The sequence below is a fragment of the Palleronia sp. LCG004 genome, from assembly GCF_032931615.1.
Taxonomy (GTDB): Bacteria; Pseudomonadota; Alphaproteobacteria; order Rhodobacterales; family Rhodobacteraceae; genus Palleronia.
In genome coordinates this window covers 1,508,178-1,522,621 of sequence record NZ_CP136759.1, presented here as the reverse complement: position 1 = coordinate 1,522,621, position 14,444 = coordinate 1,508,178, and the positions used below count along the sequence as shown (strand labels likewise).

Genomic DNA, 14,444 nt, shown 5'->3' with positions numbered 1-14,444 from the left:
CCCGGAGTCTTGTCTGTGGGGTGAGACCACTTCCCGCGTCAGGTCTCAATTGGTTAGCATGGACGCAAGCGGGTCGCTTGGCGAGACTCGTAAGCGCTGCTCAATCTATGTGCAATGTGCATCCGTAACGGGCTTTTTCTGAAAGGTGCGCGATGACCCTTCTCCTGAGTGCCGCGCAAATGCGCGAAATCGAACGCGATGCCATGGAAAGCGGCAGGGCGAGCGGGGCCGACCTCATGGAGCGTGCCGGCCGCGGGGTGGTCGATGCGCTGCGCCTCGCCCGGCCGGATCTGCGCCCGGGGCGGGCGGTCGTCCTCTGCGGGCCCGGCAACAATGGCGGCGACGGCTACGTCGTCGCGCGGCATCTGCGCGCCCGCGGCTGGGACGTCGCGGTGCACGCGATGGCCGGGCTCTCCGCGCTTTCGGGCGATGCCCGCGCCAACGCCGCGCGATGGGAGGGGGTCGTCCGGCCGATCGACGCGCCGCTCGATCCGCGCTGCGATCTCATCGTCGACGCGCTGTTCGGCACGGGCCTCGGCCGTCCGGTCGAGGGGCTTTCCGACCTCTTCGCCCGCGTGAACGACGCCCGCGCGCTCACCGTCGCGCTCGATCTGCCGAGCGGGATCTGCGCCGATAGCGGCCGCGTGCTGACATCCGGACGGGGGCAGGGGCCCTTCGCCATACGTGCCGATCTGACCTTCGCCTTCCATGCGCCGAAACGCGGCCACGTCCTCGCCTCGGGGCCGGATCATTGCGGGCGGGTCGTGGTGGTGGATATCGGCCTCGACGGCACCGAAGACCCCTCCATCGCGCGCCGGACCGAAGGGCCCGATCCCGCGCGCTTGCGCAAGCGCGCGGACGCGCACAAGTTCGATCACGGTCATCTGATGGTGCTTGCGGGCGGCGTCGGCCGGGGCGGGGCCGCGCGGATGGGGGCCCGCGCCGCCCTGCGCATCGGTGCGGGCCTCGTCACGCTCGGCGTGCCGCCCGCCGCCCTGATCGAGAATGCGGGCCATCTCGACGCGATCATGCTCGCCCGGATCGACGATGCCGATGCCCTTACCGCGCGGCTGGAGGACGACAGGCTCAATGCGCTTCTCCTCGGTCCCGGGCTTGGCCTCGACGACCGTGCCGCGGCGCTGGTCCGGGCGACGCTCGAGGCGGGGCGCGCGACGCTGCTCGACGCCGACGCGCTCAGCCTCATCGCGCGCGATCCGTCGCTGCGCGCGCGCGTCCACGACAGATGCGTGCTGACCCCGCATATGGGTGAATTCGCGCGCCTCTTTCCCGATCAGGCCCGCGGGCTCGATGCCCCCGCGACCTCCGGCCCGGCCTTCTCGGCGATCGACGCGGCCCTCGCGGCGGCGGACGGGATCGGCGCGACGATCCTGCTGAAAGGGGCCGCCACGGTGGTGGCCGACCCCTCGGGCAAGGTCCGCGTCAACGCGGCGACCGGGGGGGAAGCCGTTCCATGGCTCGCCACCGCCGGGGCGGGCGATGTGCTGTCGGGCATCGTGGCGGGCCTTCTGGCGCGCGGGGTCGCGCCGCCCGACGCGGCGGCGACGGGCGCATGGCTGCATGCCGGGGCCGCGCGCGCCTTCGGGCCCGGCCTCATCGCCGAGGATCTGCCCGACATGCTGCCGCGCGTCCTCGCCGATCTCGGGGTCTGAGCTCAGCGTCTGAGGGGCGAGACCCGCGCCAGCCCCTCGACCTTGGCCATCGCGGCACCGGAATCGATGCTTTCGACCGCCATCGCCACCCCCGAGACGAGGTCCGGCGCCTTGCCCGCCACGACCAGCGCGGCGGCGGAATTGAGCAGCACCGCATCGCGGTAGGCCCCCGCCTCGCCGCCCAGAAGCGCGCGGAAGGCGCGGCCGTTCTCCGCCGGGCTGCCGCCCAGGATCGCCTCGAACGGATGGCGCGGCAGGCCCGCATCCTCGGGGGCGATCTCGGTCTCGGTGACCTCGCCGTTGTCGAGCATCGCGACCCGCGTGGGCAGCGCGATGGAGATCTCGTCGGTCCCGTCGCCGCCATGGACCAGCCAGGCCCGCCGCGATCCGAGCTCGCCCAGCGTTTCGGCCATCGGGCGCAGCACCTCGGCCGAAAACGCCCCGGTCAGCTGGTAGGCGACCGAGGCGGGGTTGGTCAGCGGCCCCAGGATGTTGAAGATCGTCCGCGTCCCGAGCTCGGTGCGCGCGGGCATGACATGCGCGGTCGCCGGATGGTGCATCGGGGCCATCATGAAGCCGATCCCGACCTCGGCCAGCGCGCGCTCGACCATCTCGGGGCCGACCATCACGTCGATCCCCATCTGCCCGATCGCGTCTGCCGCCCCCGATTTCGACGACAGGTTGCGATTGCCGTGCTTGGCGACGGGCACGCCCGCGCCCGCCACCACGAAGGCCGTCGCGGTCGAGATGTTGAGCGTGCCCTTCCCGTCGCCCCCCGTTCCCACGATGTCCATCGCCCCCTCGGGCGCGCGCACCTTCTTGCAGCGCGCGCGCATCGCGCTGGCCGCGGCGGCGTATTCCGCGACCGACTCGCCGCGCGTCCGCAGCGTCATCAGGAACCCGCCGATCTGGCTGGGCGTGGCCTGCCCGTCAAAGAGCAGGCCGAACGCCGTCTCGGCCTCGGCACGGGTCAGGGGCCGTTCGACGGCGCTCGCGATCAGGGGCTTCAGATCCGTGCTCATGCCGGCACCGCCACGAGGTCGAGGAAATTCCGCAGCATGTCGTGCCCGTGATCCGAGCGGATCGATTCGGGGTGGAACTGCACGCCGTGGATAGGAAGGTCCCGGTGGGCGAGGCCCATGATCGTGCCGTCGGCAAGGGCCGCGGTCACCTGCAACGCGTCCGGCAGGCTCGCGCGTTCGACCACCAGCGAGTGATAGCGCGTGGCCTTCAGCGGGTCGGGCAGCCCGGCAAAGACGCTGGCCCCCTCGTGGCGCATCTCGTCGACCTTGCCGTGGACGATCTTGTCGTGGCGCACGACGCGGCCGCCGAAGGCCTGGCCGATCGCCTGGTGCCCCAGGCAGACGCCCAGCAGCGGCAGACGCGCCCGCGCCGCCGCGTCGATGAGGTCGAGGCAGATCCCCGCCCGGTCGGGATCGCAGGGGCCGGGCGACAGCACGATCGCCTCGGGGCGCATCTCCATCGCCTCCTCGACGCTCAGCGCGTCGTTGCGCCTGACCTCGATCCGCGCGCCGAGCTCGCCCAGGTAATGGACGAGATTCCAGGTGAAGCTGTCGTAATTGTCTATGAGAAGAATCACCTCGGGGGCCTTTCGCTTCGGGGCGGTGGGGCGCATACCGGGGCGGGGCCCGTCCCGGGATCGCGTCCTACATGTGCGAAGGTGCGGGCAAGCGTCAAGTAACGGCTGCGGCGGTCGCGGCCCTCGGGGGAACCGCTTTGGCATCTCGCATCGTCGCACGGATCGTGCTCGGCCTCACGCTCGCCTGCGCGCCGCATCTCGCCCCGGCCCAGACCGACGGCGTGCGGACGGACCGCCTGCCGCAGATCCTGCCCGAAGGTTCGGCACCCGAGCCTGCCCTGCCACCGCAAGCCCCGGACCTGCCGCCCGTCCGCCGGGGAACCTCGCGTCCCGACGCCGGGATGCAGGGCGCCTTCGCCCGGAACGCCGTGCCCTTCGAGGAGGAGGGCGCGATCCTGTCGGTCGTGATCGTCGATACGGACGGCGATCCCGTCGATCTGCAGATGCCGCTCTCGGTCGCGCTCGACCCGGCGCGGCCCGATATCGCCACGCGCGCCGCGACCTACCGCGCGCGGGACTACGAGGTGCTGGTCATCCCGTCGATCCCGCCGAACGGCACCCCCCAGGATATCGAGCAGGGCCTGCAGGCGAGCCTTCATCTCGTCGGGGGCGCGGTCGCCATCCTGCCGGACCCCGTCACGAGCGCCGATCGCGGGGCGCTCTCGACCCTGATCGGACGTCTGGCCGAAACCGGCCACGGCGTGCTCGGCCGGGCGGACGGGCTCGATCTCGCGGGGCCGATCGCGCGGTCGCGCGGCCTTCCCAGCGCGACCGCCTCGGCCGGGATCGGCGACCCCGACGCGACGCGCGCGGATGTCGAACGCGCCCTCGACCGGGCCACCGCCGCGCTCGGCCCCGACGACGCGCGCATCCTGATCGTGGCGAACCGCCCGGAAACGCTCGCGGCGCTCGGCGGGGCGCGGCTGCCCGACGGCACGCGCTTCGCGCCGCTCACAGCCGCGATGCGCCTGATCGGAGACCTGCCATGACCGCGCGCACCGGTGGCATTCTCGCGCTCGTCGCGGCCTGCACGATCTGGGGCCTGTCGCCGATCCTCTACCGCATTCTCGACCACGTGCCGGCGGGCGACGTCATGGCGCATCGCGTGCTCTGGTCCGTCGTCTTCTTCCTGCCGCTCGTGGGCATGCAGCACCGCGGCACCGAACTCCGTATCGCGGTTTCCTCCCCGCGCCGGGTTCTCGTCCTGCTGGCCGCCGCCCTGATGATCGGCGTCAACTGGACCATCTTCGTCTTTGCCGCGCAGCTCGGTCATCTCGTGGAATCGAGCCTCGGCTACTACATCTATCCCCTCATCGCCGTGCTCTTCGGCGTCGTCCTCTTCGGCGAGCGGCCCGCCCGGACGCAGATCCTCGCCGTCGGGGTCGCGACGCTGGGCGTGCTGGTCCTGACGATCGGTCTCGGGGCCGCGCCCTGGATCAGCCTGCTGCTCGCCATGACCTTCGCGACCTACGGCGCGCTCAAGCGCGGGATCGCGGCGCATCCGCTCGTCAGCGTCACGGCCGAGACGCTCCTCATGCTGCCCGTCGCGCTTCTCTGGATTCTCTGGCACGACGGCGCGGGGATCTTCATCGACTGGCCGACCACGATCCTGCTCATTTCGACCGGGCCGCTTACCGCTCTGCCGCTGGTCCTCTTCAGCTTCGCCGCGAAGAAGCTCACCTCCGCGACGCTCGGGATCCTGTTCTACGTCAACCCGACGCTGCAATTCCTCTGCGGCACGGTCCTCTTCTCCGAGCCGTTCACGCGCTGGCACGCGATCGCCTTCCCCCTGATCTGGAGCGCGGTCGCCCTCTATTCCGTGGCGCTGGTGCGCGCCTCGAGAAGGTCGCCAAGGCGCGACAGGGCGGCCTCCGCATCGGGCACCGCCTGAACGAAGCCCGCGAGGCTGCCGGCCGCGAAGCCCTCGTCGATCACCCGGTCGATCAGCGCGATCAGCGGGTCCCAGAACCCGCCCACATTGACGAGGAGGATGGGCTTGTCGTGCAGGCCCAGCTGCCGCCATGTCAGCACCTCGAAGAACTCGTCGAGCGATCCGGCACCCCCCGGCAGCACCACGACGGCATGCGCGTTCATGAACATGACCTTCTTGCGCTCGTGCATGGTCTCGGTCACGACGAACCGGGTCAGGTCCCGCTTGCCGACCTCGAGATCGAGCAGATGCGTCGGGATCACGCCCATCGTCTCGCCGCCCGCGGCCTGCGCGGCGCGCGCCACGCGGCCCATCAACCCGACATCGCCCGCCCCGTAGACGAGCTGCCAGCCCCGCTCCGCAAGGCCGCGCCCCAGCGCCTCGGCTTCGGCCGCGTAGGCCGGATCGGTCCCGTCGCGCGAACCGCAATAGACGCAGATGGCTGGAGTGTCGGTCATGGCGATCCTCGTTTTGACGTCCTGCGAGGGTGTTGCTAAGGTCGCGCAATTCTTTCGGCAAGCATCGATCGGGGCGATGCCCGCCGCGTCACGGATCGCGGGGGGCGCGGTCCACGGGACAACGGGAACGGATTTCATGGCGGACGGCTCTGCGGCTTGGATGCGCACCTTGTTGGGCGGGGCTTCGGCGATCGCGCTCTCGCTTGGCGTGGCGCTCGTCCTGCGTTCCACGCAAGGCGATCCGCCGGTCGTGGCGGTCGCCGATCGCGCGACCGCTCCGTCCGGACAGGCCGCGCCGCCGGAGCCCGCCGAAGCCGGGACGACCGCCGCGACCGACACCACCGATGCGCCCAACGACGTGCCGGACCGGCAGGACGAGCCCGCGACGCCATCCGCTTCCGACACCTCGGCGGCCGAGGACACAGCCGCGCCCGCCCCGGAGCCGCTGTCGGCCGCCGACGGCACCCCCACGGCCACGGACACGGCGGAGCCCGCGACGCCACCCGCTTCCGTCCCCCCCGTCGAGACCCCGGCCCAGCCGGAGACCTCGACGACAGACGACACGCCCGCGCCGGAGCCGCAACCCTCCGGGGAACCTGCCTCGCAAGCCGATGACACCGCCGCGGCGGCGGACGACGACACCGCCGCGGCGGCGGACGACGACGAACCCGCGCAAGCCCCGCCCGCCGATGCGCGCGACGACGAGCCGTCCGATGGCCTGCCTGTCCCTGCAAGCGACGATGAGCCGTCTGCCCCCACAAACGACGATGACCCGTCCGCCCCTGCGGCGGACATGGACGACGACCTCTCCGCCGCCGGGCGCGAGGTGACTGGGCCTTCGCGACCCAATGCGCCGGACGAACCGGGGCAGGGCTCCTCCGCGCCCGATCTCGCCGTCTCGCGCATGGAGGTCGATCTCGACCCGCCCGCCGCGCGCCTCGTGCCCGCACCTCCGGCCGACCCTGAGGCCGAGCCCGCGACCGCCCCGAACCTCGCCGGGGCGAGCCCGCCGCCGATGCCCGACCCGACACCCGGGCCGGAGGACGCGCCGGACATCCCCGATCCGATCCCCGCGATGGCGTCCGGCGAGACCGTCACGACCTCCGACGACACAGCCGCAGCCGCGCCCGAACCGGTCGATGCGGCACCCGCCCCGGACGGCGCATCCATCACCGATGCCGCGCAAGACACCGAAGACAGCCCCGAAGCCCCCCCCGCGACGGGACCAGCAACCGCGCTGATCGCGGCCCCCGCCATGCCCGACCCGTCCGGCCCCGAAGCCGCCGCCCCGACGGGCGATCTCGCCGCGGACGCGCCCGCCTCAGGTGGCGGGCAACCGCAGATCGCGGGTGTGCCGCCCCTCCTGCCGGGGATCTTCATCGAGGATGCCGCGCCGATCGGGCCGGTCGGCTCCGCGCCCGCCGTGATGGCCGAGCTCTCGATCGACACGTTTTCCTACGACGAGGACGGCCAGGCCTCTCTCGGCGGCCGCTCCGGCCCCGGCGACGAGATCCGCGTCTATGTCGACGACCGCCCGATCGAGGCCCCCAGCATCGGTCCGGACGGAAGCTGGCAGGTCGACCTGCCGCAGCTCGGATCGCGGATCCACACGCTGCGGGTCGAGGCGATCGACGCCGACGGCGACCTCAGCGCCGAGGCCGAGACGCCGATCATGCCCGAGACGCCCGAGGCACTCGCCCGTCTGGCCGAGGTTGCCGAGGACGGCGCGCTCATCCTCGTCACGGTGCAGCCGGGCCTGACCCTCTGGCGCATCGCCGACGCGAATTACGGCGACGGTTTCGCCTATATGCGCGTCTTCGAGGCCAATGCCGACAAGATCCGCGACCCCGACCTCATCTATCCCGGTCAGGTCCTGACGGTCCCCCGATGAGCCCGCATCACGCGCGAGGAACGGGGCAGGACGACGCCCCGGGCAACGACGCGCCCGAGGCCACGGGCCTCGGCGTCATCGCGCGCGTCCTGCCCTATCTCTGGCCCGCGGACGAGCCATGGGTGAAACGCCGCGTGGTGATCGCGCTCGCGGCGCTCATGGTGGCCAAGGTCATCGCGGTGATCACGCCGCTTTTCTACAAGGCGGCGGTCGACGCGCTCGCGGGCGAGGGGCAGCCGGCGGCGTGGATGCTGGGTGCGGGGGCGGTCGGCCTCACCGTGGCCTACGGGATCACGCGGCTCGGCAATGTGGGCTTCCAGCAGCTGCGCGACGCCGTCTTCGCCGCGGTCGGGCAACGCGCGCTGCGTACCCTCGCGCTCGAGACCTTCACCCATATCCACCGGCTCAGCCTCGCCTATCACATCGAACGCAAGACCGGCGGGCTCAGCCGCATCGTCGAGCGCGGCGTCAAGGGCGTGGAATTCCTGCTGCGCTTCCTGCTCTTCTCGATCGGCCCGCTCATCCTCGAACTGCTGATGATCGGGGTGATCCTCGCCTGGATGTTCGACATCTGGTATCTCGTCGTCGTGGCCGTGACGATCGCGGCCTATATCTGGTTCACCTTCGCCGTCACAGAGTGGCGGGTGAAGATCCGGCGCGAGATGAACGCCGAGGATACCGACGCCAACCAGAAGGCGATCGACAGCCTCCTCAATTACGAGACGGTCAAGTATTTCGGGGCCGAGGCGCGCGAGGCCGAACGCTACGACCACGCGATGGGCCGCTACGTCGCGGCCTCTCTCAAGACCTCGTATTCGCTGGCCTTCCTCAATTTCGGGCAATCGCTGCTCATCACCGCGGGCCTCGTGGGCGTCATGGTCATGGCCGCGATGGGCGTGCAGTCCGGCGCGCTGACGGTGGGCGATTTCGTCCTCGTCAATTCCTACATGATCCAGATCACCATGCCGCTGAACTTCCTCGGCACGGTCTACCGCGAGATCCGCCAGTCGCTGATCGACATGGCGCAGATGTTCGGCCTTCTCGAACGCCCGCCCGAGGTGCAGGACAAGCCCGGCGCGCCCGACATCGTCGTGGACAAGGGCGAGGTGCGCTTCGACGGCGTGCTTTTCGGCTACGATCCCGAGCGCCGCGTGCTGGGCGGGGTGGACCTGGTGGTCAAGGGCGGCGGCACCACGGCGATCGTCGGGTCTTCGGGGTCGGGCAAGTCCACGATCGGGCGGCTGCTCTTCCGCTTCTACGATGTGGATGGCGGTGCCATCCGCATTGACGGCCAGGACGTGCGCGACGTGACGCAGCAGAGCCTGCACGCCCAGATCGGCGTCGTGCCGCAGGATACCGTGCTTTTCAACGACACGATCCTCTACAACATCGCCTATGGCCGCCCCGACGCCTCGCGCGAGGAGATCGAGGCCGCCGCCCGCGCCGCGCGGATCCACGATTTCATCCAGAGCCTGCCCCAGGGCTACGCCACCCGCGTGGGCGAGCGCGGGCTCAAGCTCTCGGGCGGCGAGAAGCAGCGCGTGGGCATCGCCCGCACGCTCCTCAAGGACCCGCCGATCCTGCTTCTCGACGAGGCGACGAGCGCTCTCGACACCGAAACGGAACGCTCGATCCAGAGCGAGTTGAAGCTCTTGGGCCGCGGCCGCACCTCCCTCGTGATCGCGCACCGCCTCTCGACCATCGCCGATGCCGACGAGATCGTCGTCCTCGAGGCCGGCCGCATCGTCGAGCGTGGCCGCCACGCGGCCCTGCTGGCGAGAGACGGGCGCTACGCCGCTCTCTGGCGACGTCAGCTCTCCGACGACAGCGTCGCCGCCTGAGCGCCTGAAAGCATCGCAGCCGAACCGACGACCCGACCATCCATGACCGGCCGCCCGCTCACTCCGCCGCGCGGAGCGGCAGGGTGCGGTTCCGCTCGTGCTCGGACGGCGATGCCGTGTCCCAGACGATCTCGACATCCGTCGCGGCCCGCGCCCGGCGTCCGAGCTCCATGTCCTCCCGGACCGAGCGCGCGGCCAGCGACGAGAGCCCCCGCATCGCGCCGTAGGTCCCCCGCGCGAGCCAGACCCTCAGCGCCAGCGCCGACGGCGTGAAGATCAGCGTCAGCACCGTCGCGATCCCCAGTCCGAACACCACCGCGGTGGCCAGCTGCGTCCACCAGAGCGCGGTGGGGCTGTCGATCGAATAGCCGCCGTTGATGAAGTCGAAGCTGATGCCCAGCATCATCGGCGCGAGGCCCGCCATCGTCGTGATCGTCGTCAGCAGGACGGGCCGGATCCGGTCCTCGGCGGTGCGGATGATCGCCTCGATCTGCGGCATGTATCGGGAATATTCCTGATAGGTGTCGATCAGCACGATGTTGTTGTTCACGACGATGCCCGCCAGCGCGACGATCCCGGTCCCGGTCATGATGATCGAGAAGGGCTGATCCATCACGATCATCCCGATGAGGCTGCCGGTCGTCGACAGCACCACGGCGAGCAGCACGAGGATCGAGCTGTAGATCGAGTTGAACTGCGCGAGCAGGATGATGAACATCAGCCCGAGCGCCCCGATAAAGGCCTTGATCAGGAACTGCATGCTTTCGGCCTGATCCTCCTGGTCGCCGGTCCAGTCCCACGACACGCCGTCGGGCAGGGGGCTCTCGTCCTGCGACAGCCAGTCGCTCAGCAGCGCGATCCGCTCGTTCGGGGTCACCGCCTCGGGCGCGAGCGTCCCGGCGGCAAGCCCGTCGCGCAGCGCCTCGATCGTGGGCACCGCCTCGAACGACGTGACGGCGAGGCTCTCGCCCCCGATCTCGATCGTCGGGACATCCCCGGCGACGAGCGCCGCGGGCCGCACGAAGGCCGCGACCTCGCCGTCGCCCACGATCTTCTGCAGGCCCGGCGCGATGTCGGCGCGGATGTCGAAATAGCGCTGCTGATCCATGCGGTCGATCTGCCCCAGCGACGCGACCGGCCGGCGCGTCACGAAGTTCGACAGCGGCACCAGCCCGTCCGGCGTCCTCAGCTTGAGCGAATCGAGCGTCGAGAGCACGCGGTCCTGGGGCGGAAAGCGCACGCGGATATCGACCTCCTCGTCCGAGCTGTCGACCCGCATCGTGTCGAGCAGCAGACCCCGCGTGACCAGCTGGATCATTCCCCCGACCGTCGCCACATCCGCGCCGTAGCGGCCCGCCGCCTCGACATCGACGTCGATCTGCCAGTCGATCCCCGGAAGCGGCGTGCTGTCGTCGATGTCGATGAGGCCCGGCGTCTCGGCGAAACGCTGCCGCGCGATCTCGGCTGCGGCGAGAAGGTCGTCCCAGTCGTCGCCCTTGAGCCGCAGCTGCAGCGGCTTGCCGCCGGCCGGACCCATGGCGAGGTTGACGATCTCGGTCCTGATGCCCGGCAGGCGCGACAGGCGATCCTCCAGCCCCGCGAGGATCACGTCCCCGTCCAGCGTCTCGAGCGCCACGTCATGCGTCCGCGCGAAGGCCGCGCGATCGTCCCACGGGATCAGCTCGATCTGGATCTCGCCGATCGAATCGAGCGGCCCGCTGCCGCCCGCGCCCCCGCTGTCGAGCCCGCCTTCGCCCGCGAAGGCAAAGGCCGATTGCACGCCGGTCGTGTCGAGCGTGATCGCCTCGACCTCCCGCAGCAGGGCGTCCTTCTCGGACAGCGAGAGGTTGCCGCGCGCCCGGACATAGATCTTGGCCTGCTCGGGCTCGGACTCGACGAAGAACTCGACGCCGTTGTTGTTCGTGCCGTAATAGCCGAATGTCGACGTGACGAAGAGGCCGACGGCCAGCATCGACACGACCGGCATGACCGGATTGCCGACCAGCAGCTTGATGACCCGCCCGAACGGCGTGCGGTGCCGCCCCAAGCGTACCTTGCCCGGACCGTCGCGCCACGACACGGACCCGAGCGTGATGGCAAGCCCGAACGCCCCCCCGAGAAAGAGGATCGCACCCGGCAGCAGCACCAGCGGCGCGGGCAGGGGGGACGGCCCCCCGAATAGGTATCCGGGGTTCAGCACCTGCATCGCCCCGAGGAACACGATGATGCCCGCCAGCGGCACGAGGGCCGCGCGCAGGGCCCATGGCGCCACCCGCCGCAGCCACCCCGACGCCCCGTCGAAGATGCGGCTCAACCGCCCCGCGACGCCGCCCATCACCGGCAGGTAGATGAGCGCGACGATCAGCGACGCGCAGAGAACGAAGATCAGCGTCACGGGCAGCATGCCCATGAACTCGCCCGCGATCCCCGGCCAGAACAGCATCGGCAGGAACGCGCAGAGCGTCGTGGCCGTGGACGAGACGATGGGCCAGAACATGCGCTTCGCGGCCTCGGTGAACGCGCTCATCGGCCCCGACCCCTCCGAGATCCGCCGGTCGGCATATTCCACCACCACGATCGCGCCGTCGACCAGCATCCCCACGGCGAGGATCAGGCCGAACATCACGATGTTCGAGATCGTGATCCCCATCGCGCCCAGCAGGATGAAGCACAGCAGGAACGATGTCGGGATCGCGAAGCCCACCAGCAGGGCCGACCGGATGCCGAGCGCCGCGAGCACGACGATCATGACCAGCGCGATCGCCGTCAGCACCGATCCCTCGAGCTGCGACACCATCGACGCCACCTGCCGCGACTGGTCGAACGACGTGTTGACCTCGATCGCCTGCCGCAGGTCCTCGGGCCATTCGGCCTCGGCCGCCGCGACCTCCTCGCGGATCAGCGCGGTCGTGTCGATGAGGTTGAAGCCCTTGCGCTTCACGACCTGCAACGCGACCGTGTCCTCTCCGTCGAACCGCGCCGTGCCGGTCGGATCCTCGAAGGTCAGGCGGATCTGCGCGAGATCGCCGAGCGTCACGACCCGGTCGCCGTTCACCTTCACCGGCAGCTCGTAGATGTCGCGCTGCGAGGCGAAGGAGGAGGGGATCTTGACCGCGAAGGCGCCGCTCTCCGTCTCGACCTCGCCCGCCGCGATGAGCTGGTTGTTCTGGCGCACCGTGTTGATCAGCTCCGCCGCCGTCACGTTGTAGGATTCGAGCCTCAGCGGGTCGATCAGCACCTCGACCATCTCGTCGCGATGCCCCGTCAGCGCCGCCTCGAGCACCGGCTCCAGCCCCTCGAGGCGGTCCTGCAGGTCCGTCGCGACCCTGAGCAGGGTGCGCTCGGGCAGATCCCCCGTGAGGCTCACGATCAGGATCGGGAATTCCGAGAAGTTGATCTCGTTGATCGAATACTGCTCCGCCCCCTCGGGGAACTTCGCCTGGGCGTTGTTCATGGCATCGCGCACATCCGCCATGATCTGCGTGCGGTCCCAGCCGAACTCGAATTCTAGCGCGAGGCCCGCGTAATCCTCGGCCGCGGTGCCCTGCATCGACTTCAGCCCGTCGAGATCCGACAGCTCGGTCTCCATGGGCCGGACCAGCAGCCGCTCGCTGTCCTCGGCCGAGATGCCGGGAAAGGGCACCGACACGAAGATCGCGGGGATCTCGATATCGGGCTCGCCCTCCTTGGGCAGGCTCACATATGCGATGCCGCCCGCCACAAGCGACAGCAGCACGAAGGCCAGCACCATCCGCGCATGGCTCGCGGCCCAGTCGATGATCCCCGTCACGGGCCGTCCCCGCCGGCCGCGTCCCGCATCGTCACGTCGAGCGGCACGCCGTCGCTCACGTATTCCTGGCCCACCACGATGACCCGCGCGCTCTCCCCGAGCCCGCCCACGAAGACCCCGTCGGCGGTGTCGCGCACCATCTCCACCGGCCGGAACAGCGCGGTGCCGTCCCCGGCCACGACCCGCACGCCCAGATTGCCGTCATCGTCGAGCGTCAGCGCCGATTGCGGCAGCAGATGCGCCTCGCGCCCGTCGCTCTCGATCAGGATCTCGGCCGTCTGACCGTCGCGGATCGCGAGATCCCCGTTCGGGGCCTCGACCTCCACGCGGAAGGTGCGCGTCTCCGGATCGGCCGAGCGCGACAGGAACGTCACCTGTCCCCCGGTCTCGGTCCCGCTGGCGAGCCGCGCCCGCGCCCGCGCGCCGACCGCGATCCGGTCGACCGAGGTTTCGGGCACGAACCCCACCAGCTTGATCGGATCGAGCTGGATCACCGTCGCGCAGGCCGATCCCGGCTGCAGCAGCGCGCCGATCTCGGCCGTGTCGGATTCGAGAAGCCCCGCGAAGGGCGCGTGGATCACCAGCCGGTCGAGCTCGGTCTCGGCCGCGGCGATCGCGGCCTCCGCGCTCTGAACGCCCGCGGATGCCGATTCGAGCCCCGAGCGCGCAGCCTCGACCCCCGCCAGCGCCGATTCCACCGCCGCGTCCGACGATGCGACCCGCGTCTCCGACGCGAAGCCGCCTTCCGACAGGCTCGAGGCCGCGTTCTGGTTGATCCGCGCCTCGGTGAGCCCGGCCTCGGCCTCCGCGATCCGGGCCTGCGCCTCGGGCTGGCGGGCCCGCGCCTCGGCGAGCCGCGCCCGCGCCTCGGCAAGCGTGACCTCGCGCGTGCCCGGATCGAGCCGGCAGAGCGCCGCGCCCTCCTCGACGAAGCTTCCGCGCCGAAGCGGCTGCGAGATCACCCGCCCCGTCGTCTCGGCGCGCATCTCGACCTGGCGCCGGGCCTCGGTCCGGCCGCGCGTCACGACGGCCGTGTCGATCGCGCGCGCCTCGGATGCCATCGCCACGACCGACACGCGGGCCTCGTCAAGGCTGTCCTCGTCGGACCCCTCGGTGCCGATCAGCACCTCGTTGCCCGCGAATTCCATGACCGCGTCGCGTTCGAAGACGATGAGATAGAGGCTGCCCGTCACCACGAGGGCGATCAGGATCGAGAGCAATCGCATGGCCTGGCTTTCCGTCCGTATCGGAACTCTCCGCCCCC

10 protein-coding genes are annotated in these 14,444 nt (G+C 70.6%); 5 read left to right on the top strand and 5 right to left on the bottom strand.

The window, feature by feature from the left end; genetic code table 11:
* Positions 1 to 152: 152 nt before the first annotated feature.
* Complete coding sequence (locus RVY76_RS07300; RefSeq protein ID WP_317373222.1) at positions 153 to 1,670, top strand: NAD(P)H-hydrate dehydratase; 1,518 nt, start codon at positions 153 to 155, stop codon at positions 1,668 to 1,670.
* A gap of 2 nt (positions 1,671 to 1,672) precedes the next feature.
* Here RVY76_RS07300 and trpD read toward each other — a convergent pair whose 3' ends face one another.
* Both trpD and RVY76_RS07290 read right to left on the bottom strand, forming a co-directional pair.
* On the bottom strand, positions 1,673 to 2,692 hold the full coding sequence (gene trpD / locus RVY76_RS07295; protein WP_317373221.1) for an anthranilate phosphoribosyltransferase: 1,020 nt from the start codon (positions 2,690 to 2,692) through the stop codon (positions 1,673 to 1,675).
* Positions 2,689 to 3,270, bottom strand: a complete 582-nt coding sequence (locus RVY76_RS07290) for an aminodeoxychorismate/anthranilate synthase component II (protein ID WP_317373220.1) — start codon at positions 3,268 to 3,270, stop codon at positions 2,689 to 2,691. The genes trpD and RVY76_RS07290 overlap by 4 nt, the downstream gene beginning before the upstream one ends.
* A gap of 137 nt (positions 3,271 to 3,407) precedes the next feature.
* Between RVY76_RS07290 and RVY76_RS07285 the strand changes: the two genes are divergently transcribed.
* Complete coding sequence (locus RVY76_RS07285) at positions 3,408 to 4,259, top strand: divergent polysaccharide deacetylase family protein (protein ID WP_317373219.1); 852 nt, start codon at positions 3,408 to 3,410, stop codon at positions 4,257 to 4,259.
* Positions 4,256 to 5,161, top strand: a complete 906-nt coding sequence (gene rarD, locus RVY76_RS07280) for an EamA family transporter RarD (RefSeq protein ID WP_317373218.1) — start codon at positions 4,256 to 4,258, stop codon at positions 5,159 to 5,161. Before RVY76_RS07285 ends, rarD begins: the two co-directional genes overlap by 4 nt.
* Here rarD and RVY76_RS07275 read toward each other — a convergent pair.
* On the bottom strand, positions 5,083 to 5,658 hold the full coding sequence (locus RVY76_RS07275) for a TIGR00730 family Rossman fold protein (protein ID WP_317373217.1): 576 nt from the start codon (positions 5,656 to 5,658) through the stop codon (positions 5,083 to 5,085). The genes rarD and RVY76_RS07275 overlap by 79 nt on opposite strands.
* Before the next feature lie 136 nt (positions 5,659 to 5,794).
* Here RVY76_RS07275 and RVY76_RS07270 point away from each other — a divergent pair, with 136 nt between their 5' ends.
* Entirely contained in the window at positions 5,795 to 7,549 is a 1,755-nt protein-coding gene (locus tag RVY76_RS07270) for a LysM peptidoglycan-binding domain-containing protein (protein WP_317373216.1), read from the top strand.
* Positions 7,546 to 9,390 carry an ABC transporter ATP-binding protein/permease gene (locus RVY76_RS07265; RefSeq protein WP_317373215.1) on the top strand — a complete coding sequence of 615 codons (1,845 nt, stop codon included), beginning with the start codon at positions 7,546 to 7,548 and terminating at the stop codon, positions 9,388 to 9,390. Before RVY76_RS07270 ends, RVY76_RS07265 begins: the two co-directional genes overlap by 4 nt.
* Before the next feature lie 58 nt (positions 9,391 to 9,448).
* On the opposite strand, the gene RVY76_RS07260 is transcribed toward RVY76_RS07265, so the two are convergent.
* Positions 9,449 to 13,180, bottom strand: a complete 3,732-nt coding sequence (locus RVY76_RS07260) for an efflux RND transporter permease subunit (RefSeq protein WP_317373213.1) — start codon at positions 13,178 to 13,180, stop codon at positions 9,449 to 9,451.
* On the bottom strand, positions 13,177 to 14,406 hold the full coding sequence (locus RVY76_RS07255) for an efflux RND transporter periplasmic adaptor subunit (RefSeq protein WP_317373212.1): 1,230 nt from the start codon (positions 14,404 to 14,406) through the stop codon (positions 13,177 to 13,179). Before RVY76_RS07255 ends, RVY76_RS07260 begins: the two co-directional genes overlap by 4 nt.
* Positions 14,407 to 14,444: the final 38 nt, after the last annotated feature.

Bases quoted from the DNA above. Each gene is read 5' to 3' on its own strand.
- RVY76_RS07275 (WP_317373217.1), bottom strand. From the start codon at position 5,658: ATGACCGACACTCCAGCCATCTGCGTCTATTGCGGTTCGCGCGACGGG.
- trpD (WP_317373221.1), bottom strand. From the start codon at position 2,692: ATGAGCACGGATCTGAAGCCCCTGATCGCGAGCGCCGTCGAACGGCCC.
- RVY76_RS07265 (WP_317373215.1), top strand. From the start codon at position 7,546: ATGAGCCCGCATCACGCGCGAGGAACGGGGCAGGACGACGCCCCGGGC.
- RVY76_RS07300 (WP_317373222.1), top strand. From the start codon at position 153: ATGACCCTTCTCCTGAGTGCCGCGCAAATGCGCGAAATCGAACGCGAT.
- RVY76_RS07270 (WP_317373216.1), top strand. From the start codon at position 5,795: ATGGCGGACGGCTCTGCGGCTTGGATGCGCACCTTGTTGGGCGGGGCT.
- RVY76_RS07255 (WP_317373212.1), bottom strand. From the start codon at position 14,406: ATGCGATTGCTCTCGATCCTGATCGCCCTCGTGGTGACGGGCAGCCTC.
- rarD (WP_317373218.1), top strand. From the start codon at position 4,256: ATGACCGCGCGCACCGGTGGCATTCTCGCGCTCGTCGCGGCCTGCACG.